General features: G+C 50.0%; 22 protein-coding genes and 5 tRNA genes. All 27 read right to left on the bottom strand.

What is annotated here, in order from left to right:
• Window positions 1–95 (bottom strand): GTP-binding protein (locus HNR45_RS07170; protein ID WP_184327597.1); only part of this gene is annotated, 95 nt, incomplete at its 3' end.
• Window positions 96–213: 118 nt separating this feature from the next.
• Window positions 214–290, bottom strand: a tRNA-Met gene (locus HNR45_RS07165).
• Window positions 291–294: 4 nt separating this feature from the next.
• A tRNA-Thr gene (locus tag HNR45_RS07160) sits at window positions 295–370 on the bottom strand.
• Window positions 371–409: 39 nt separating this feature from the next.
• A tRNA-Met gene (locus tag HNR45_RS07155) sits at window positions 410–485 on the bottom strand.
• Window positions 486–493: 8 nt separating this feature from the next.
• Window positions 494–579: transfer RNA gene (locus HNR45_RS07150), tRNA-Tyr, on the bottom strand.
• Window positions 580–588: 9 nt separating this feature from the next.
• Window positions 589–664: transfer RNA gene (locus HNR45_RS07145), tRNA-Thr, on the bottom strand.
• A 113-nt stretch (window positions 665–777) separates the two neighbouring features.
• Window positions 778–1,011, bottom strand: a complete 234-nt coding sequence (locus tag HNR45_RS07140; protein WP_159823343.1) for a DUF4911 domain-containing protein — start codon at window positions 1,009–1,011, stop codon at window positions 778–780.
• Window positions 1,004–2,230: a peptidase U32 family protein gene (locus tag HNR45_RS07135; protein ID WP_159823344.1), complete on the bottom strand. Its 1,227-nt coding sequence runs from the start codon at window positions 2,228–2,230 to the stop codon at window positions 1,004–1,006. Before HNR45_RS07135 ends, HNR45_RS07140 begins: the two co-directional genes overlap by 8 nt.
• 9 nt (window positions 2,231–2,239) lie before the next feature.
• A complete protein-coding gene (locus HNR45_RS07130) occupies window positions 2,240–2,860 on the bottom strand; it encodes an O-methyltransferase (protein ID WP_159823345.1) in 621 nt (206 codons plus the stop codon).
• Window positions 2,823–3,812: an endolytic transglycosylase MltG gene (mltG, locus tag HNR45_RS07125; RefSeq protein ID WP_159823346.1), complete on the bottom strand. Its 990-nt coding sequence runs from the start codon at window positions 3,810–3,812 to the stop codon at window positions 2,823–2,825. The genes HNR45_RS07130 and mltG overlap by 38 nt, the downstream gene beginning before the upstream one ends.
• Before the next feature lie 75 nt (window positions 3,813–3,887).
• Window positions 3,888–4,934, bottom strand: coding sequence for an elongator complex protein 3 (locus tag HNR45_RS07120; RefSeq protein WP_159823347.1), 1,047 nt, complete (start codon window positions 4,932–4,934; stop codon window positions 3,888–3,890).
• Between the two features lie 16 nt (window positions 4,935–4,950).
• On the bottom strand, window positions 4,951–5,679 hold the full coding sequence (gene rnc, locus HNR45_RS07115; protein WP_159823348.1) for a ribonuclease III: 729 nt from the start codon (window positions 5,677–5,679) through the stop codon (window positions 4,951–4,953).
• The gene (fabF, locus tag HNR45_RS07110; protein ID WP_159823349.1) at window positions 5,679–6,926 is read right to left on the bottom strand and encodes a beta-ketoacyl-ACP synthase II; all 1,248 of its coding nucleotides are present in this window, start codon (window positions 6,924–6,926) and stop codon (window positions 5,679–5,681) included. The genes rnc and fabF overlap by 1 nt, the downstream gene beginning before the upstream one ends.
• Window positions 6,927–7,133: 207 nt before the next feature.
• A complete protein-coding gene (locus tag HNR45_RS07105; RefSeq protein ID WP_024049256.1) occupies window positions 7,134–7,370 on the bottom strand; it encodes an acyl carrier protein in 237 nt (78 codons plus the stop codon).
• 76 nt (window positions 7,371–7,446) lie between these two features.
• Complete coding sequence (gene fabG / locus HNR45_RS07100; RefSeq protein ID WP_024049257.1) at window positions 7,447–8,184, bottom strand: 3-oxoacyl-[acyl-carrier-protein] reductase; 738 nt, start codon at window positions 8,182–8,184, stop codon at window positions 7,447–7,449.
• Complete coding sequence (gene fabD / locus HNR45_RS07095) at window positions 8,174–9,124, bottom strand: ACP S-malonyltransferase (protein ID WP_024049258.1); 951 nt, start codon at window positions 9,122–9,124, stop codon at window positions 8,174–8,176. Before fabD ends, fabG begins: the two co-directional genes overlap by 11 nt.
• Entirely contained in the window at window positions 9,121–10,062 is a 942-nt protein-coding gene (gene fabK / locus HNR45_RS07090; protein WP_159823350.1) for an enoyl-[acyl-carrier-protein] reductase FabK, read from the bottom strand. Before fabK ends, fabD begins: the two co-directional genes overlap by 4 nt.
• A gap of 4 nt (window positions 10,063–10,066) precedes the next feature.
• Window positions 10,067–11,059, bottom strand: coding sequence for a beta-ketoacyl-ACP synthase III (locus HNR45_RS07085; protein WP_159823351.1), 993 nt, complete (start codon window positions 11,057–11,059; stop codon window positions 10,067–10,069).
• Window positions 11,049–12,071, bottom strand: a complete 1,023-nt coding sequence (gene plsX / locus HNR45_RS07080; RefSeq protein ID WP_159823352.1) for a phosphate acyltransferase PlsX — start codon at window positions 12,069–12,071, stop codon at window positions 11,049–11,051. Before plsX ends, HNR45_RS07085 begins: the two co-directional genes overlap by 11 nt.
• Window positions 12,068–12,619 carry a DeoR family transcriptional regulator gene (locus tag HNR45_RS07075; RefSeq protein WP_159823353.1) on the bottom strand — a complete coding sequence of 184 codons (552 nt, stop codon included), beginning with the start codon at window positions 12,617–12,619 and terminating at the stop codon, window positions 12,068–12,070. Before HNR45_RS07075 ends, plsX begins: the two co-directional genes overlap by 4 nt.
• Window positions 12,620–12,795: 176 nt before the next feature.
• Window positions 12,796–13,062, bottom strand: a complete 267-nt coding sequence (rpsO, locus tag HNR45_RS07070) for a 30S ribosomal protein S15 (RefSeq protein ID WP_024049263.1) — start codon at window positions 13,060–13,062, stop codon at window positions 12,796–12,798.
• Window positions 13,063–13,200: 138 nt separating this feature from the next.
• Window positions 13,201–14,091 (bottom strand): D-amino-acid transaminase, encoded by an 891-nt coding sequence (dat, locus tag HNR45_RS07065; protein ID WP_235020658.1) that lies wholly within the window; start codon window positions 14,089–14,091, stop codon window positions 13,201–13,203.
• Between the two features lie 10 nt (window positions 14,092–14,101).
• Complete coding sequence (locus HNR45_RS07060; protein ID WP_034440638.1) at window positions 14,102–14,554, bottom strand: peroxiredoxin; 453 nt, start codon at window positions 14,552–14,554, stop codon at window positions 14,102–14,104.
• A 76-nt stretch (window positions 14,555–14,630) separates the two neighbouring features.
• Window positions 14,631–16,391, bottom strand: a complete 1,761-nt coding sequence (pyk, locus tag HNR45_RS07055; RefSeq protein WP_235020660.1) for a pyruvate kinase — start codon at window positions 16,389–16,391, stop codon at window positions 14,631–14,633.
• A 1-nt stretch (window position 16,392) separates the two neighbouring features.
• Window positions 16,393–17,388: an electron transfer flavoprotein subunit alpha/FixB family protein gene (locus tag HNR45_RS07050; protein WP_184327595.1), complete on the bottom strand. Its 996-nt coding sequence runs from the start codon at window positions 17,386–17,388 to the stop codon at window positions 16,393–16,395.
• Complete coding sequence (locus HNR45_RS07045; protein ID WP_159823355.1) at window positions 17,385–18,188, bottom strand: electron transfer flavoprotein subunit beta/FixA family protein; 804 nt, start codon at window positions 18,186–18,188, stop codon at window positions 17,385–17,387. The genes HNR45_RS07050 and HNR45_RS07045 overlap by 4 nt, the downstream gene beginning before the upstream one ends.
• Entirely contained in the window at window positions 18,189–21,755 is a 3,567-nt protein-coding gene (locus tag HNR45_RS07040; RefSeq protein ID WP_159823356.1) for a DNA polymerase III subunit alpha, read from the bottom strand.
• Window positions 21,756–21,761 lie beyond the last annotated feature (6 nt).

Genomic DNA, 21,761 nt, shown 5'->3' with positions numbered 1-21,761 from the left:
ATCGCGGCGGTCAGGGTCGTTTTACCATGGTCAACGTGACCGATGGTACCAATATTAACGTGCGGTTTGCTGCGTTCAAAATGTGCTTTTGCCATAGGGGTAATTTCCTCCTTTGAATAAAAAATAGCTATTCATATTTTAACCCAAAAAAGCAATAACGGCAAGAGTTTGCCAATTTTATACAATAAAAAATACCTCTTTATAGAGGCATAATGGTGGCGGCGCAGGGATTTGAACCCCGGACACTGCGGGTATGAACCGCATGCTCTAGCCAACTGAGCTACGCCGCCATGCTGGAGCTGATGACCGGGATTGAACCGGTGACCTTATCCTTACCAAGGATACGCTCTACCGACTGAGCTACATCAGCTTATCCTTTGGCAATTTATCTGAAAGGAATTAGATGACTTGGTTGCGGGGGTAGGATTTGAACCTACGACCTTCGGGTTATGAGCCCGACGAGCTACCAACTGCTCCACCCCGCGATGTTCAATGGTGGAGGGAGAAGGATTCGAACCTTCGAAGGCAATAGCCGGCAGATTTACAGTCTGCTCCCTTTGGCCGCTCGGGAATCCCTCCATGTAATGCTGGAGCTGGCGATAGGACTTGAACCCACAACCTACTGATTACAAATCAGTTGCTCTACCGATTGAGCTACGCCAGCATGCGTCATAACAAAGTTAATTATACTGATGTGGCCGGGTCTTGTCAAGTGCTTCTTTCCTTGCTCCTCTGTTTTGCTGACTTTCATAGTTTAACACAGTTTTTGCGTTTTGGCTACTCTTTTTTGACAAAATCTTCAGGGCTTTCTGCGATCTGAAGCGGAATTGCAAGCGATTGCAAAACGGCGCAAACGTCCGCTTTAGTATCCTCGGTCGCGCGGACACGAGCGATCCCCAGTTGGGGATCGCTGGTCGTCACCACGCCTAAATATTCATACCCTTCCAAAATGCGCACAACATACGTAATGTAGCGCCGTTCTGTTTGAAAGTACACTTCGCCCTCATGCATGAATTTGTCTCCGCATCAGGCTGTGTTTAGTAACCGCTTGCTGCATCGGCAGACGTACCAGCATACGCGGATGTGGCGCTCGGGAAATGGCTTCCCCTTCCCCGTCGGTCATCTGTTCGATTTTCTGCGTAAATACGTTTCCTTCCGGCGTGCGAAACTCAACGAGTTCACCGACCGCGAAATGGTTGCGCTGCTCGATGAGAGCCGTTTTGGTTGCCTCATCGTATTCCAAAACCAAGCCGATAAACTCATGGCTTTGCACGTTACTTGAGCTGCCGTAAATTTGATCCTGCTCGCTTGGCCTTCCCACAGCAAAACCTGTGGTATACGGTCGATGTGAAATTTTTTCCAATTCCTGATACCACTCCGGACGTACGTAGTAGTCGTCGCCCTCCCGCAAATACGCATCCAGCGCACTTCGATAAACGCCGGTTACAGTGGCAACATAATGAGCGCTTTTCATGCGACCCTCGATTTTGAAGCTGGTGATCCCTGCTTCCACCATCTTCGGGATCAGCGGCAATAAGCACAAGTCTTTGGAGTTAAAAATGTACGTTCCGCGTTCGTCTTCTTCGACGGGCCAATATTCGCCCGGTCGTGCTTCTTCCACTACACGATATTTATAGCGGCACGCCTGAATGCATTCGCCTCGATTGGAATCACGCGTTTCTGAAAAATAGTTGCTCAAAAGGCATCGCCCCGAATAGGAAATGCACATCGCGCCGTGCACAAAACTTTCGATTTCAACTCCTGTTTTTTCGTGAATTTCCTTCGTTTCATCAAGGGACAGCTCTCTCGCCAGTACAATGCGACTCGCTCCCTGCTGCTGCCAGAAACGCGCCGCCGACCAGTTCGTAGTATTTGCCTGCGTAGAAACATGTAGTTCTGTATGCGGCGCATATTCTTTCGCCAAGACAAAAACTCCCGGATCGGAAATGATCAACGCATCCACTCCGAGCTGATCCAAGCTTTTCAAATAGTCAGGTAATTCCGGCAAATCCCGGTTATGCGCCATGATGTTCACTGTGACATAGACTTTTTTGCCGCGTTTATGGGCAAATTGAATACCTTCCGCCATTTCAGCAGTATCAAAATTACCGCCATACGCGCGCAAACCGAATGCCTTACCGCCTAAGTATACGGCATCGGCTCCATATTCAATAGCGAATTTAAGCTTTTCCAAATTGCCGGCCGGTGCCAGCAGTTCTAATGGTTTCATACTATGCTTCTATCCCTTTCGTCGGGCGACGGCAAAACCGTCCCCCGTTTCATATATGCCCGTCGTAAAATAACGCGGATCTTTCAAATACGCAAGAAAAGCGCGCATACGGTGTGCAATCGTTCGCATGCGCCGCGGTACATCGCTATCGTCAGCACATACATAACCGCGAAATAAAACGTTATCCGCTAAAATAGTCGCATTTTTTTGCAAGAGCGGTTCCGCTAAACGCAAATGCTCCAAGTAGTGACCTTTGGACCCGTCAAGGTACAGCAAATCAAACGGTCCTTTGATTTCCCGCAACGCCTCTTCCGCAGTCGCCGACACCACCGTCACTCGATTCTCTACGCCTGCTTGTCGCATTCGTTTCCTTGCTTCCCGATACCGCGGAGCAAACGGCTCAATAGTAACGATCTCCGCCTGCGGCAATAGCGTCGCCATCAAAAGTGCCGAGTAACCGATCCCCGTGCCGATTTCTAAAATCCGACGCGGAGCCGCCGCGAGTACGGCCGAACGAAATAAGTTTTCTTCGCTCTTACGAATTTGCGGTATACGAATATCGTCTCCATAGCGGCGCAAAGCTGTGACTTCATTATTGAGATGCGGCATATCGGTCGATATTGGCTTCATGTTCTTCATATGTCTTGGCAAAATGGTGATATCCTTTAGCGTCCGCCACAAAATATAAATATTCGGTAGTCGGTGCATGTAATACCGCATCCATCGCCGCTTTGCCGGGGGCCGCCACCGGTCCAGGCGGCAATCCCTTATGCAAATAGGTATTATACGGCGAAGGAATTTGCGTATCGGCAATACTTAAAACCGGTTTCGGTTCTCCTAAAATATACTGGATACTTGCGCAAGATTGGAGAGGCATACCGATCGCCAAGCGCTTCTTGAACACTGCGGCAATCGTATAGCGATCATCCTCATACATGGCCTCCTTTTCCACCAGGGACGCCAATGTGATGAAGTCATGCAGACTGAATCCCTGCGCAGCGATTTCTTGCCGCAATTCGGGTGTCAGTTGCTTTTGCATTTCTCGATTCATGTGCGCGATGATATCATTGACCGATGCACCGTCCGGAACATCATACGTAGAAGGAAACAAAAATCCTTCTACCGGATAGTCGGTAGCTCGTGTGCTCTGCATATCTGCAGGCAAACTATAAACCTTCGCCGCCTCTAAGAAATCATGTTTCTTAGCGATACCCAACCGATCCAGTCGCTTCGCAATTTGCGACACGGTAAATCCTTCCGGAATCACCACCTGCCGAGCAGCGGGTCGTCCGTCGCGCAAGGCGGCGATTACGGCCGGCATCGACATATTCGTCATAAGATCGTAATGCCCTTCTTGGAGCTTATCGGCGTTCCCGCTCAAGTATAGTACGGCACGAAAGATATGCGGATTCCAAATAATATTTTTATCTGCAAGGATTTGGGCTATTTCCGCTCCCGTTTGCGCCGCCTCGATCCGTACCGTTACAGGTTTGCTTTGTACCAACGGATTTTTACCGTAAAGCAGCGCGCCTCCTGCGATGAGTAGAACAAACAGTATTGAAATACTGATTATTTTCTTCATATATACCTCAATGCGTTCATTTTAAAGTTGTTTTTTTATTATAGCACATCTCTAAAATGTGCTTTTAGCATCTTCTCAATGACAATACAATAGCGATTCCAAGCGTTTTTGATAAGTTTTCGTTGGGGTGGTAAAGCAGACTGCCCCCGGTGGCATGTCAACAGATTCACGCCAAGTAATCGGACCGGCGTATTTTTCTTGATATTTTTTGACGTTGGCATTTTTATGTCCTCGCACTTTACTGGCGTCACGTGTTGAGTAAGTGATTGTCACCGCCCCGCACGCCTGTCGGAAACCCTTTTTAAGTTCCTGCGCGTACGATCGCGCGATGGCCAACTCTCCCAACGCCGGATGGTACGGTCCCGCGACATACGCAGCATGCGAATCCAGATCTTGCGTCGCCTGCAAACCGATCCGAATGACAGGAATATTATGCTTTGCCAGATAACGTCTCCACCATGCACCCACCAAGATCGCCTGTGCAAGCGTTAAAGGCTGATAATCACCGTTGCGATATTGTCGTTCCAGCAATGTATCACGCAACACTAGCGCCGGATAAATTCGCACAAAGTCGGGAGTCAGTGCAACCGTTTCCCGAATGGTCTTGCGCAATGTCGAAAAAGTTTCGCCGTAAAGACCGGGCAAAAGTTGTATTCCTACCTGCATACCACCCCTGCGAAGAATTTCTATTGCTTTTGCTACCACCGCACTGCGATGGCCGCGACGAGCCTGCCATAAAACGTTGTCATCTAAACTTTGCACACCGAGTTCTACCGTACGTACGCCGTGCGCATATAAAAAAGCGGTATTTTCAACACTAATGCAATCCGGTCGCGTAGAAAGGCGCAATGCAGCAACATCACCTTTTTCCCATGCATATTTGGCCGGCGCGAGCAATGCCCGCTGCCGCTCTTCACTGAGCGCGGTAAAAGAGCCGCCGTAGAACGCCACTTGCCAGCGGTACGGCCGCGTCGTCGAAGCAAGATATTCCGCAATCGTTTTCGCGACCATAGCCGGCGTAGTACGATCTGTCTGTGCCGTCAATTTCCACTGGTTGCAAAAACTGCAACGATACGGACAGCCGTCATGCGGAATAAAGATGGGAATAATCGCTTCTCTCATTATAAAAAAGGCGCGGTCATGACCGCGCTCCTCCATTTGCCTGTAACTTTTGCAATGCGGCTTGCGCTGCTTGTTGCGCTGCCGCTTTTTTGCTTTTTCCTACGCCGGAGGCGACTGCCTCGCCATTTAATTCCACTTCCATATAAAACGTTTTATCATGATCCGGACCTTCATCACGCAGCAAATTATAACGGAGATCCACATCTCCATCCTGCTGCAAAAATTCCTGCAATTCCGTTTTATAGTCGCGCGTGTAATCGCCACTGTCAATCAGATCCAGGTACGGTTTCAAATGCTCCATGATAAATTCCGCGGCCGTTTCGTATGATGTATCAAGATAAATCGCGCCAACTACCGCTTCAAATGCATCCGCCAGAATCGATGCTCTTTGTCGTCCCCCGGTGTGTTCTTCTCCTTTACCCAGTCGCAAGGTTTCACCCAAGTAAAATTTACGGGCGCAAGAAGCCAAAGCAGGCTCGCAAACGGCGCTCGCTTTGGCCCGTGTCAAATCTCCTTCGGGCCAAGCCGGATATTTACGAAAAAGATATTCCCCAATCACCAAGTCCAGCACGGCATCACCTAAAAACTCGAGCCGCTCATTATCGTGTATGCCCTGCTGCCGATGTTCATTCGCATAGGATGTATGCGTCAGAGCCGTACTCAGAAGGGAATGATCTCGCACCGGGATATGATGCGCAGCGGCAAAATCCTGAATCTGTTTACGCCGCACTTCCGATGGAGTCATCAGTCATTTCCTTCCGGTTTGCGCATTATAATAACCGCATTTTGCCCACCGAAGCCGAATGAGTTTGACATGGCCGCACGTACTTTCACTTTGCGCGCGCCTTCCGTCACATAGTCCAAATCACAATCCGGATCCGGATGTTTCAAGTTGATCGTCGGATGAACTTCGTCATTTTCAATTGAAAGCGCCATAACGACCGCTTCTACAGCACCGGCCGCGCCGAGCAAATGGCCGGTCATTGATTTGGTAGAGTTCACCACCAAGCGATCTGCTTCCGCACCAAACAATGCGCGGATAGCGTGCGTTTCATTTTTATCATTGAGCGGCGTAGCCGTTCCGTGCGCATTGATATAATCAATATCCTGAACAGTTAATTGCGCATCCTGCAATGCTCTTTCCATGCACTTTTGGGCTTGGCAACCTTCCGGAGCCGGTGCCGTAATATGGTACGCATCACCATTCGACCCATAGCCGCACAATTCCGCATAAATATGCGCGCCGCGTTCGACCGCATGGTCCCATTCTTCCAGTACGAGCATGGCCGCGCCTTCACCGAAAACGAAACCGTCACGTGTTGCATCAAACGGACGCGATGCTTCCTCCGGCTCACCGTCAAACGTGGAGAGCGCTTTCATTGCGATAAAACCGGCGAACGGCAACGGACTGATGGCCGCTTCGGCACCGCCTGCAATGACAATATCCGCATCACCGTAACGAATCATGCGCAGCGCATCACCAATCGCATTTGTCCCCGATGCGCAGGCCGTCACATCCGTAATGACCGGACCGCGTACATCCAGTGCAATGGAAATTTGACCGGCCGCCATGTTGGCAATCATCATCGGAATCGCAAACGGACTGACGCGGGAAGGCCCCCTGTTCGCAAGACGATCCGCCGCTTCTTCGATCGTGGTGATACCACCGATACCGGTGCCGACCACCGCCCCGATCCGATCATGGTCCAACGCGTTCCAATCAATCTTGGCGTCTTCCACTGCCATTTTGGCCGCGGCCACACCAAAATGAGCAAATCGATCCATATGACGCGCTTCTTTACGGTCCATATAATCGGTCGCGGTAAAACCTTCGACTTCGCCGGCAATGCGCACTGCGAAATCCGTTGTATCAAACGCAGTGATTCGTTTAATACCCGACTTTCCTGCCAATAAATTTTGCCATACGGTCTCTTTACCGATGCCAACCGGAGAAATAATACCAAGACCTGTTACTGCTACGCGCTTGCGCATATTTTCCACCTCGTCCAGTTTCATTACCTATAATCAGTCACGCCTGCGTAAGTGCTTTACATATTTTATTGTAGCACTTCGCCACAATGGCATGCATACTGCTATTATAAAGCTGTTGTGCTATTCTAATCGACACGACAGCTAATCTTATGATAAAAACATAAACAGGAAAACCGGGAGGCGAGCGCTTCCCGGTTTCGACCTCGATTACGCAATATTCTTGTCAATGTAGTCGACCGTATCTTTAACGGTTTTGATTTTTTCGGCTACATCATCAGGGATTTCAATTTCAAATTCTTCTTCAAACGCCATAATCAATTCAACGATATCCAAAGAATCCGCGCCAAGATCATCAATGAAAGTGGAGTCGATTTGCACATCCGCTTCATCCACACCCAGCTGTTCTACAACGATCGCGCGTACCTTTTCAAATGTATTGTTCATGGTTTCACCACCTTTCCGGTTTTGGTTTATTATATTACATCTAACGGGCCATGACAAACTGTCCCGGTAGCATCAGCTACATAGCCATACCGCCGTTGACTTGCAATACTTGCCCGGTAATGTACTTCGCCTCGTCGGAGGCCAGAAAACGTACCGCGGCGGCAATGTCTTCCGGATCTCCCATTGCCCCCAGAGGAATTTGCTTGATCAGACTTTCTTTGATTTTGTCCGGCAATCCGCTGGTCATATCGGTATGAATAAACCCGGGTGCAATCGCATTTACACGAATACCGCGCGCGGCAAATTCTTTCGCATTCGCTTTCGTCAAGCCGATAACGCCCGCTTTGGCAGCAGCATAATTGGCCTGCCCGATATTACCCGTCACACCGACAACGGAGCTCATATTAATAATGACACCGCGGCGTTGCTTAAACATATCGCCGATAACGGCCTGCGTCATCAAGAAAACACCTTTTAAGTTGGTGTTTAAAACAGCGTCCCAGTCGGCCTCTTTCATCCGCCGCACCAGGGTGTCGCGGGTAATGCCGGCGTTATTTACCAGCACGTCGATATGCGAAAATTCTTTTTGCGTTTCGGCCACAATGCGTTCCGCTTCCTCTTTTCGGGAAACATCCCCCTGTACTAAAATAACTTTTTGACCGCATGCCTTCACTGCCTGCGCCACTTCTTCCGCCGCGCTTACGTTACTGGAATAATTAATCGCAACATCATAACCGGCCTGCGCCAAAGCGACTGCCACTGCCCGCCCGATGCCGCGCGATGCGCCGGTAACAAGTGCCGTTTTAGTTGTCATTTTGTGCCTCCTCAAAATGTGCCAAGGTAGCCTCTAAGCTGCTCACATTTTCGACATGCTCCCGATGCACAGCAGACTCAATTTTTTTCATAAAACCGCTTAAAACAGTGCCCGGACCCACTTCTACCATCGTATCCACACCTTTAGTCAAAAGCACATGCATGCTGTCTTCCCAAAGGACCGGATGGGCTGCCTGTTCGACTAATGACTCACGAATTTCTGCACTCGTATGAACCGGTTGGGCATGCACATTGGCAATCACGGGAATTTGCGCCTCTTTGATCTCGATCGTATGCAAGACTTGCGCCAATTTTTCGGCTGCCGGTTGCATCAATGTGCTGTGAAACGGTGCCGAAACCGGCAACGGAATCGCGCGACGCGCGCCCGCTTCTTTCATCTTCTCACATGCCGCCGCCACCGCGTCTGTTGTCCCCGCAATGACTACTTGTCCTGGGCAATTGAAATTCACGGCTTGCACGATTTTCCCTTGTGCCGAAAGTTCTTCGCAAATCGTGATAATTTTTTCGCGTTCCAGACGAATGATTGCCGCCATACCGCCCTCTCCGATCGGCACGGCTTCCTGCATAAATTTTCCGCGCGCGTGTACGGTACGTACCGCATCCACAAATGAAATGGAGCCCGCCGCCACAAGTGCCGAGTATTCTCCCAAGCTATGACCCGCAAGATATTCTGCGGTAATGCCCGCTTGTGCGAGCAGATCATAGGCCGCTACGCTTGCCGTCAAAATCGCCGGCTGGGTATACTGCGTCTGCTGCAATTTTTCTGCCGGACCTTCAAAAATTAATTCACTCAGCTTCCAGCCAAGCGCTTCATCCGCTTCTTCAAAACGGTTGCGTACGCTTTCATATTGCGCAGCCAAGTCCTGCATCATTCCTACTTTTTGCGAGCCCTGACCGGGAAACAAAAATGCCGTTTTCATACCTTCACCTCGCTGATACGTTGCTGCACGACGGCAGCTTCTTTGATAATCGAAGTAATAATTTCACGTACCGGTTTGATATCGTTCACTAAGCCTGCAATTTGTCCGACCATGATCGATCCTGTCTTCATATCTCCCAAAATTGCCGCCCGACGCAAACTTCCCGCGCCAAGCCCTTCAATTTCCGCTAACGGCGCGTTGATGCTTTCCAATTTTTCATACTGTCGGGAAAGCGCATTGGCGATCACGCGCACGGGATGTCCCGTCGTGCGCCCGGTAATCACCGTCGAACGATCCCGTGCTTTTAAAAGCGCTTCTTTATATGCCGGATGGGCAATGCATTCTTCACTGGCCACAAAGCGTGTACCCATCTGCACCCCAACCGCTCCCAATGCCAACATGGCGATCAAAGCTCGGCCATCGGCAATACCGCCGGCCGCAATAACGGGCAGTTCTACTGCATCTACTACTTGCGGTACCAACGCCAAAGTAGTTACCTTGCCGACATGGCCGCCGCTTTCCAGTCCTTCTGCAATAATGGCATCGACTCCGACGCTTGCCAGCCGTTTAGCTAACGCCACAGCGGAAACGACAGGAATGACTTTGGCACCGGACGCTTTAAAGCGCTCAATGTACTTTCCCGGATTTCCCGCCCCGGTTGTAATAACCGGTACTTTTTCCTCACAAACGGCTGCTACACACTCTTCAACAAAAGGTGAACGCAGCATCAAATTGACACCGAAGGGTTTCTTCGTATGCGCTTTCACTTGCCGGATCTGTTCACGAAGAAGATCACCCGGCATATTACCGGCCCCAATCACACCGAGACCGCCGGCCTCCGAAACAGCGGAGGCTAATTCCCAAGTTCCGAGCCAAGCCATACCGCCTTGAATAATCGGTGCTTCAATTCCCAATAATTCTGTCAGTTTCGTTTTCATTCCGCTACCGCCATTCCACACAAAGGCTGGCCCAGGTTAGGCCGGCACCGAATCCTACTAAGACGACTTGATCGCCGCTTTTAATTCGACCGGTATGCACCGCTTCATCCAATGCGATTGCAATCGATGCGCTGGACGTATTGCCATAGCGATCCAAATTTTCAAAAATGCGTTCTAAGGGCAAGGATATTTTTTTTGCGGCTGCTTGAATGATCCGCTCGTTCGCCTGATGCGGAATCAAAAGGTCCACATCATCATAGGTAAGACCACATTTAGCAAGCGCTCTTCCGGTAGATTCGCCAATAACTTTTACCGCAAATTTAAAGACATCTTTACCGTTCATGCGAATGAACATTTTCTGATCGGCAAGCTCCGGATGCAAATCACCATGAAAAGGTCCGCCGAAAATCCCCAGTGCGCCGCGACCGGAACCATCCGATCCGAGATCGATTCCGCCAATACCTCCGGTGGCCACTTCTCCCAAAACAACCGCACCGGCGCCATCGCCGAAAAGTACGCAGGTGTTTCGATCTGTCCAATCCACAAAACGGCTCAGCACTTCTGCGCCGACGACCAACGCCTTCTGATATAAACCGGTAGCCAACATTTGACTCGCTACTGCGGTCGCATACACGAAACCGCTGCATCCGGCAGACAGATCAAATGCGCCCGCCGCGGGAATCCCCAATATATCCTGTAAAGCGCACGCGGTCGAAGGTGCAATGGTATCTTGCGTACATGTCGCCACGACCACGAGATCAATTTCCTCTGCAGTAACACCGGCATCCGCTATTGCTTTTTCTGCCGCTTTTTTCGCTAACGAGACCGTCGAGGTTCCGGGTTCGGCAATTCTCCGTTCACGAATCCCCGTGCGTGTCCGAATCCATTCATCTGACGTGTCTACCATTTTTTCTAAATCCGCATTAGTAAGGATATGTTCCGGCACATACGAGCCGGTTCCTAAAATTCCGATCTGCCGCAACGTACTACTCTTCATTTGTTGCGTCCACCGTTTCTAAAGCTGTTTTGATATGTTCTACCATTTCTGAATCCGCAATATGTGACGCAAGTCGCACGGCATTTTGAATCGCCCTTGCCTTGGATGCACCATGACAAATCACTAAACCGCCTTCGACACCCAAAAGCGGTGCGCCGCCGTACTCTGCGTAATCCACTTTCTTCAACGCCTGTTTCAGCGCCGGCCGTAAAAGCCAACCGCCTAATTTGGCGCGCCAACCGTTTTTCATTACCGCATCTTTTAAAAGATGCATCATCATAGTGGCCATGCCTTCCGCAAATTTTAAAACGACATTGCCCGTAAAGCCGTCGCACACAACGACATCGGCTACACGCTTCGGAATATCTCGTCCTTCGACATTGCCGATAAATCGGTAAACCGATTGTTCTTGCATCTTAGGATATACTTCCGTAACCACATTGCTGCCTTTGATTTCTTCGGTACCGATGTTCAGCAAACCGACGCGCGGCGCCACGATACCATAAACGCGTTGCATAAACACGTGCCCCAGCAAAGCGTTTTGCAACAAATTTTCGACTCCGGGATTGGCACTGGCCCCCGAATCAATCAAAAGCGTGGTGCCGCCATCCTGTGTCGGCAAAGGGGTTGCGATCGCCGGCCGACGAATTCCTTTAATACGTCCCAAACCGAACAGGCCTGCCGTTACAGCAGCCCCCGTCGAACCGGGCGCAACCAATGCGCCGCAATGACCTTCTTTAACCAGCTTCGCCGCCACTACGACCGAAGCATCTTTCTTCTTGCGGTACGCCATCCCCGGATGTTCATCCATCCCGATGACCTGACTTGCATGCTGAACTTTTACCAGCGGATCATTTGTCATTCCCGCTGCTTTGACGAGGGGCAAAATCTGCGTCTCATCCCCGACGAGAACCACCGGAATTCGCCAAGATCGAACGGCATCCAATGCTCCGCAAACAATTTCCACGGGCGCGTAATCGCCGCCCATTGCATCTACTGCTATTGCTTTCATAGTCGCACCTCAGAATATGATTTTAAAATAAATTTAGCTCGAAACACTTCGGCGCAATCACGTAAACATTTGGCCCAAACGTAATGTTCCGAACCTCGCTGACGCACAACCGTGAGTTTCCAAACAAGCGTGTCACCAACGCGCACCGGCACTTTATATTTAATGTTTCCGACGCCGCATACCGCACTGGGTAAATCCAGCACTTTGTCCCCCAACGCCGTTGCCATCCCGTAAAGCGTCTGGGCCGGTACAAATCCTGTGGCATCGACCAGATGAGGCGTCACCGTCAACATCGATAACGCGGAACGTTTGGAATTGTATTCCAATAATTTACCGTATACCGATTTTTGCTCCGCTGAATGTGCGTTTTTAGCAGCGGCTTTGCGTAGCCGCACACGTACTTCCGGTATATCCAATGCGGTTCTGTCCAAACGAATCGTCGCCACCGAAACGCCCAAGCCGTCAGCTAAGTCTTCATCCGTCAAAAACGGTTGCTCGCGCAACATGGTGACGATGCTCTCTCGTCGCTGGTCTCTATCTAATTTCATGGCGACTCCTTTCGTTAAATTATCACTACATGTTAATACCTAATAATAATTTTAGCAAAGTCATGTATATCGCGCAACTAATCTGTGTAAATTGTCATAAAAATAAAATATTTCTATAAAGAATGTCCTTTTTTTATGAAATAAAAAAGAAGCGGCACAACCGCTCCTTTTCATTCTTATTTGCGCAAATTCAATTTGTCCAAGAGATTACGATAGCGTTCGATATCTTTGCGACGCAGGTAATCCAACAAACCGCGACGCTGACCAACCAATTTCAACAGGCCGCGACGGGAATGATGATCTTTCTTGTGCTCTTTCAAATGATCGGTCAGGTAGTTAATACGAGCCGTCAAAATCGCAATTTGCACTTCCGGAGAACCGGTGTCCGTGTCGTGAACGCGGTTTTCCTCGATAAGTTTCTGTTTCTGTTCCAAAGTCAACATAGTAATTCCTCCTTGATTTCATCTGCGCTTTGCCAAGTATACCGTCGGAGATTCGGCCAACCGAGCAAAGTCGAAATTCACTTGTTAAGTTTACCTGAATTCAAGTGAAAAGTAAAGCTTTTATTTTCGTTTAAAAAATCACGGCAGCCCTTCCGCCATCAGACCTGCATACCGTTCCTGCAACGCTTTCGTGACCGGTCCGATCGTGCCGTCTCCCACCGTTTCTTTATCAATCTTCAGAACCGGAATAATGCCGGCGGTCGTGCTTGTATAGAATACTTCTTCCGCTTTCGCCAGATATTCCCGATCGATTTTACGCTCAATAACGGTGATGCCGCAACTCGGTGCTACTTTTGTAATGATCAGCTGGCGGGTGATACCTTTCAAAATCAAATCATCCGCGGGACGTGTCCACAAAATACCGTCACGTACCATGAAAACGTTCGAGCTGGTACCTTCCATTAATTCATCACCACGGAACTGGAACGCTTCCGCGCATTTCTTTTGACGCGCTTTTTCCGCTCCCAGTACATTGGGAATTAAGTTCAAACTTTTGACATCGCAATGCTGCCAGCGGATATCATCAATGGTAATAACATGCGCGCCGTTTTTTGCCAATTCCGCTTTGTGGGGATTATCTTCGTTGACGTACATCAAAATATTGGGCGTAATCCCTTCCGGAAAATCATGCACACGCGGTGCGGTACCGCGGGTGATCTGTAAGTAAACGGAACCGTTTTGGACACCGCTTTCTTCGACCAGAACGTCATGCAACTCCGTTAATTCGTCCGGCGCGATCGTCGCCGGAATTTTCATGAGCCGCAACGACCGGTAAAGGCGATCGAGGTGGTACGAAAGAGCAAAGCATTTACCATTGTGTACTTTCGTCACTTCATAGACACCATCGCCGAAGTAGTAACCGCGATCCAGCGGGCTGATTTTGACTTGATCCAGTGTCGTATATTCATAATTATAAAAAGCAATATCTTTTCTTTTTTTCATTTCAACCGGAGCGACTGTTTGTTCCACTTTCATCCTCCTAAGCTTGCAAATCCTTAAGTATTTCCTGAATGTGAGTAGCGGGCTTTACGCCGTGGTAAATGTGCGTAAGCACCCCTTGCTGATCCATAACAAAGGTCGAGCGGGCAATTTTTTCACTCGGATCTTCCGTTTGCAATACGCCGAAATCACGGCACATCTGCCCTTGAGGATCACTCAAAAGAGCAAATTCCAACTGTTCTTTCGCTTTAAAATCCTGATGCGAATTCGCATCATCTCGACTGATACCGTACACGGCATAACCGAGCTTTTGGAAATCTCCGATATGGCGCTGGAAATTTTGTGCTTCAAGAGTACAGCCGGGTGTTTTGTCTTTGGGATAAAAGTACAAAATCACTTTTTGTCCTTTAAGGCTGTCTTTTGTTACCGTTTGCCCATTATCGGCCCACGCCGTAAACGCAGGAGCCTGTGCACCGACTTCTAAATTTGCCATGATTTCACCCCAATTAATGTATAGTTACGGAACAAGTTTATTATAAACAAGTGATATAAGCGTGTCAAAGTTTCGTTTATCTGGCGTTGACACGACCGCGATAAATAAAACCGCGCGCCGCGTCCACCGTTACCCGTTCCCCGGTCAGTAAACGTGTTAATGCCTGTTTCACTCCCACTACCGTCGGCTTTTTCCATTCCAGTCCGACCACGGCGGCGGGACTGGTCAAGCCTTCTTCCACCGCAATAATCGCACCGGCCTGCTGCACATACGGCACGATCTTTTCATCCATCGTGTCGACAACTAAAATATCGCCCGGCTGAAATACGGGAATATTTTGCGGCTTCGCCAAAACTATTTTTCCGGTAGCGGATCCGTTACCGACGCCCATTCCTTTCAAAAGAACCTGTCCTGCCACATGAACGCGAATCATGTTGGTGGTGCCCTCTTTGCCCGAAGGAACACCGGCAGTGATGACGACCAGGTCTCCGTCATCAATAACCCCGGCGCGCATTGCGGCGGCGACCGTCATATTAACCATCCTGTCTGTATCTTCTGTGGATTCGCCGATAACCGGTGTGACACCCCAGTAAAGAGCTGCGCGACGCAATGAACACAAATGCGGAGAAACCATAACAAGCGGACAGTCCGGACGATATTTGGAAACCATAAGCGCCGTACGTCCCGATTCACTGGCTGTTAAAATAGCTTTCGCATGTAAATTTTGTGAAATCGTTACCGTAGACTGACTGATGGCTTCTGTGGTCACCGCCGCTTCGTCGGGCAACGGCCGCGGACGTTGTTGGTACAGCGAACTGCGTTCTGTATACTGTGCCACTTTGAACATAGTCTCCACTGCTGTCACCGGATACTTACCGTTTGCCGTTTCACCACTGAGCATAATCGCATCGGTACCATCCAAAATCGCATTCGCAATGTCGCTTGTCTCCGCACGAGTCGGGCGCGGATTAACAATCATCGACTCCAGCATTTGGGTGGCCGTAATGACCGGCTTACCCAATCGGTTACAAAGCGAAATCATTTCTTTTTGCAGCAGCGGTACACGTTCCGGCGGAATCTCCACACCCAAGTCGCCGCGTGCCACCATCATGCCGTCCGCCTGCTGCATAATCGATTCGACATTTCGCAAGCCTTCTTCATTTTCAATTTTGGCAATAACGCGAATATGGCGGCCGCCCGCTTGTTCGAGAAATCGTTTAATCTCAACAATGTCGTCCGCGCGTTGGATAAACGATGCCGCCACATAATCAACGTCTTTTGCGACGCCAAACAGCAGATCCTCTTTATCGGCCTCGGAAAGTGCCGGCAACAGCACGGGCAATGAAGGACACGCTACTCGTTTCCGATCGCTGATAACTCCGGTGTTTTCCACCACCGTTGTTATTTTACCGGATTCAACGTTAGTAACCAGCAAACGAACCAATCCGTCCGCCAGCAGGATAGACTGCCCCGGACGTGTTTGCCTCCATAATTCCGGATAGGAAACAGTCGCCTGATGTTCATCGCCGAGAACGGTTTCACTTAGCAGGCTAAAAGACGTACCCTGTACGAGTTTGGTTGCGCCTTCAGCAAAAAAACCAAGTCGCATTTCCGGTCCTTTGGTGTCCAACATCAAAGCGATCGGTGTTTTTAATTTCTCCGACGCTGCTTTAACAGCGTCCATACGCCGCCCTTGCTCTTCATGCGTACCGTGTGAAAAATTGAACCGTGCCACATTCATACCGGCCGCAATCATACGCTCCAGTACCCCCGGTGCGTCAGTGCCGGGGCCTACGGTACAAACGATCTTGGTACGTTTGGACATCACCGAATCCATGTCAGTCCTCCTCGAGTTGCGCCAACATTTCTTCTAAAACAATATGGACATCACCGACGATACCATAATCGGCGCGCTGGAAAATCGGAGCCTGCGGATCTTTATTGATCGCAACCACCGTATCCGCGCCGCTGATTCCGGCAAGGTGCTGAATCGCGCCGGAAATACCGAAGGCAAAATAAATTTTCGGGCCGACATTTTTGCCCGTTTGGCCGACCTGATGAATAGACGGTTCCCAACCGGCATCAACGGCCGCACGCGAAGCCGCGACCGTGCCATCTAATTTCCGAGCCAGCGTATGAAGCTTGCGAAACGCTTCCGCCGATCCCATGCCTCGCCCGCCGCTGATAATAATCTCCGCATCTTCGAGATTGACCTCTTCCTGCGGTACCTGTTCATAATTCGTACGACGTGTGCGAATAGTACCTTCGGGAATTTCTATCGCCCGCTTCTCAACATGTCCTTTACGAGAGGAGTCCGGTACTGGTTTCGGAAATACGTTCGGTCGCACCGTCCCCATTTGCGGTCGATGTTTTGGGCAAATAATATCCGCTAAAATATTACCTCCCAGCGCAGGACGCGTCCATGTCAACGAACGTGTTTCGGCGTCCATCTTAATATCGGTGCAGTCGGCCACTACACCGCATTGCAGTCGCGCCGAAAGGCGCGGCGCCAGATCGCGCCCGTTGTGGGTGGCTCCGATTAAAATCGCAGCGGGTTGAACTTCACGGCACAACCGCTCGAGTGCATAAGTGTATCCCTCTGTCGAATATTCTTTTAATTCACTCGCCGTCAGATAATGCACCACGTCTGCACCGACCGCGATGAGATTTTGCGCCAAGTCTTCTACATTTGCCCCGATAAGCACGGCATGAACTTCTTCCCCGCTCACTTCCGCCAATTCGTGCGCTTTGCCGATCAGTTCCATGGTGACCGGTCGCAACTTCCCTTCAAAATGCTCCGCGACAACATAAAGGTGATGTGCTTGTTCGTTCATTGGGCACCTCCTTGGCGTTCGAAACCGCGCTCTTTGAGTTTTGCGAGCAAAGCCTGCACCGCTTGTTGCTCGGACAAATCAGCAAAAATTTCACCATGGCTGTGACCTTGCGGCGTATACACACGACGCACCTGCGTCGGCGAACCGGCCATGCCGATTCGTTCCGGTTCAACAGGCAGATCCGCCGCCGTGAGCGTTTTTATTTCCGCTGTTCGTGCTGCAATCAGCCCGCGAAGTGACGGATAGCGCGGCGTATTCAGATGTTTAGTGGTCGTCACCAATACCGGCAATTCTACTTTTATCGTCTCGTAGCCGTCCTCATGCTCGCGTACGATTTGTGCCGTGGTTCCTTTCAGAGTAAAAGCTACGGCTCCGCTGACTTGCGGCCAGTCGAGCATTTCCGCAATTTGCGCCCCCACTTGCGCCGTATCTCCATCAATGGCCTGCTTACCACAAAAAATTAAGTCAAAAATACCGAGCGTACGAATCGCTGTCGCCAGCGTATACGCCGTCGCCAACGTATCCGCCCCGCCGAATGCTCGATCACTGATTAAATACGCATGGTCACAACCCTTGGCTAAACACTCTTTCAGCACTTCCTTTGCTTGCGGCGGTCCCATTGTAATGACCGTGACGGTCGCACCACAACTGTCTTTTAACGCGAGCGCCTCTTCCACTGCGTGCTCATCAAAAGGATTCAAAATATTCGGCACGCCGGCTCGTTGCAAGCGATTTGTTTTAGGATCCAGCTTGACCTGCGACGTATCCGGTACCTGCTTTACACACACTAAAATCTGCATTTAAGCCTCCTTTATTCCAACCTTGGTGTTTCCCAAAAGAGCTTGCAATTGCGTAATGACTTCACGACTGCCATCAATATAGTACGCTTCATTCATGGGTACCGTCAGACCGGTTCGTTCCACAATTAACGTAACCGGTATCGTTCCGTGATGCGTCGTTAAAATAGTTGCCAAGGCTTGACTCACGGAAACGCCCTCATGCGCCGCATCAATGTGCAAATCAATGGCCTTAGGCACCCTACCGGTCGCAAGCGACACTTCCGACTCCGACGCCTGCGGAGTGGTGCCCGTTGTCTGCGCTTCATCAGGTATCACAGCGGATTTCATCGCGTTCCACTCCGGCACCACGACGGTCTGATTGGCGACCAGTTCCAACGGATATACCGCCTGCGCAATAATTTTTGTTTCGCGCTCATTGGCTTGCGTCCGACCATCGATCAAAACAGCGGCGTCCACCGCTAACAATGCCGCGACGTCTTCCCAAAGATTAGGGAAAACCACGACTTCGATATTAGCCCCGAAGTCTTCCACCGTGGCAAAGCCCATTTGCTCATTGCGCTTCGTCAAAAGTCGACGTAAAGCCGTTACTGTACCGCCAATCCATACTTTTCGCTGATCATATGTCTCACCGTTTTCGCGTAATTCATAAATGGGTGTTGCCTTGCGTAAAATTTCTTCATAGGGAGAAAGAGGATGGCCGCTCACGTAAAAACCGAGCGTTTCTTTTTCGCCGGCCAAGAGCGTCGCAAGATCCCAGGCAGGTACATTGAGATAGGTCAATGTCGGTACAGCTAACGGAATGTTATCAAACAATCCGGTTTGCAATGAATTGGCATTTTCCCGCTCTGTTGTGCCGATCCGAATTGCCTCCGGTACCGCTTCATAAATTTGAGCGCGATGAATTCCTTCCGCATCTGCCAAATGATCCATAGCACCGGCACGAACCAGGGATTCGGCAGCGCGCTTGTTGACTGCTACATGCTCCGCCAAATCAATGAGTGACCGGAAACCGACCGGTGTGTCACCCTTTGCCTGTTCTTCCTGCAAAATATTTTCGCGCGCTTTGACGATCGCTTCCGCCAGACCGTCGCCCACATTTTTAACCGCGGAAAGGCCGAATCGAATCGCTTCTTTTTCCACCGTAAAATCGACCGCACTTTGATTAATGTCCGGTCCCAAAACACGAATGCCGTGCAGACGGCAGTCGGCAATATAATGGCTTAATTTATCACTGTTTTCTTTATAACTCGACATCATCGCCGCCATAAATTCCGGCCGATAATGTGCTTTCAAATAAGCGGTTTGCCAGGCAATCAATCCATAGCAGGCGGAGTGTGATTTATTAAAACCGTAGCCCGCAAAATACACCATCTGATCGAAAACATGATTAGCGATCATGGTAGGGATGCCTTTCTGTTCCGCTCCCGCTAAAAATTTATCGCGCTGCGCCATCAAGACGTCTTCTTTCTTTTTGCCCATCGCACGACGCAGCAAGTCTGCTTCACCGAGAGTAAAGCCGCCAAGGACAGACGAAATTTGCATCACTTGTTCTTGATACAAGATAACGCCAAATGTTTCTTTTAAAATCGGTTCCAATAACGGATGCAGGTATTCCACCTGCGCATCGCCGTGACGGCGGCGAATAAAATCTTCCGCCATCCCGCTGCCGAGCGGTCCCGGACGATACAGTGCTACCATCGGAATCAAATCGGCAAACCCTTCCGGTCGTAATTGTTTTAAAAGCGCCGTAAATCCGGACGATTCCGATTGAAATACACCGACGGTATCGCCTTCGCAAAGCATCGCGCACGTTTCAGGATCGGTTTCGGGTAAATGATCCACATCCACGATGATACCTCGATTATTTCGGATCAGTTCAACGGTTTCCTGGATCACAGTCAAGTTACGTAAACCCAAAAGGTCCATTTTCAACAATCCGAGCTCTTCTACGGTATCTTTTTCATATTGCGTCTGCAAATAATCATCTGCAGACTTTTGCAACGGTACGTGTTCGGCAACGGGATCCTTACTGATCACAATCCCTGCCGCGTGCGTTCCGGCATGACGGCTCAATCCTTCCAATGCCAACGCATAATCGATAAGCTGACGAATTTGCGGCTCACTGTCATAAGCTGTCCGAAATTCCTTCACGCTTGCCAACGTATCTGCAAGCGTCACGCCCGGTCCGCCAGGTATCATCTTCGCGATACGATCCACATCGGGGTACGGCAAATTCATGACACGCCCGACATCACGCACAACCGCTTTGGCTGCCATCGTGCCGAACGTGATGATTTGTGCGACATGCTCGGAGCCGTATTTGCGCGCCAAGTAGTCGATGACATCCGCACGACCTTTATATCCGATATCGGTATCAATATCCGGCATACTGATACGCTCCGGATTTAAAAAGCGTTCAAACAGCAGCCCGTGTACCAACGGATCGAGATTGGTAATGCCCAATAAGTAAGCAACGATACTGCCCGCTGCCGAGCCGCGCCCCGGCCCTACCGCAATATCCTGCGATCGCGCATAGGCGATAAAATCCATGACAATCAAAAAGTAGTCACTGAAACCCATGCTTTCAATGATTCCGAGTTCATACTCCAACCGTTCTCTGACTTCATTACTGATGACGTCGTAACGCGTTGGCAGCGCTTCTTCACACAATTTGCGCAAATAGGTTTGCGCGGTAAATCCTTCCGGTACCTGAAACGCGGGCAAGTGATGCTCACCGAATACAAAATCGACTTGGCAACGCTCCGCGATAGCCACCGTATTGCTGAGGGCTTCGGGAACATCGGAAAAAAGCGCCGCCATCTCGTCGCCGGATTTGCAATAGTACTCGTCATTGGCAAACTTGAAGGTCTGATTATCTAACGTTTGTCCGGTGGAAATACACAGGCGCACGTTTTGGGCACCGGCATCTTCCCGTTGAATATAGTGGAAATCATTGGTCGCCACTATACCGACACCGTATTCACGTGCCAATGCAATTAGTGATTCACGTACCGCTTTTTCTTCCGGTAATCCGTGATCCTGTAATTCAATAAAATAATTTTCACGACCGAATGTTTGAATATACCATTCGATGATTTCCCGTGCCTTTGCTTCGTCGCCGGCCAGCAATGCTTGCGGCAGCTCACCGTTAATGCATGCGGACAGCGCAATCAAACCGTCGGCATATTGTGCAATCGCTGCGCGGTTCACACGCGGTTTACGCCAATACCCGACCGTGTTGGCTATCGTATCGAGCTTTGACAAGTTACGATAGCCCTCATTGGTTTCCGCCAGCAAAATCAGATGACGCAGCTTCTCTTTGCCGCCTAAATCCTGCGCGCCGAGCTCCCGCTCGGTCACATATACTTCACACCCGATGATCGGCTTGATTCCCTGCTTTAACGCTTCTTTATACAGATAGACTGAACCGTACATAACGCCATGGTCGGTGATGGCCAGCGCCTCCTGACCAAGTTCTTTGACGTAAGCGACCAAGTCTTTGATGCGACTGATCCCATCAAACAAACTGTACTCCGTGTGCGTATGCAGATGTACAAAAGGTGTCATGGTCGC

The organism is Negativicoccus succinicivorans (assembly GCF_014207605.1).
Lineage (GTDB): Bacteria > Bacillota > Negativicutes > Veillonellales > Negativicoccaceae > Negativicoccus > Negativicoccus succinicivorans.
The sequence above is the reverse complement of the archived record's forward strand: the minus strand, read 5'-3'. Positions and strand labels throughout refer to the sequence as shown.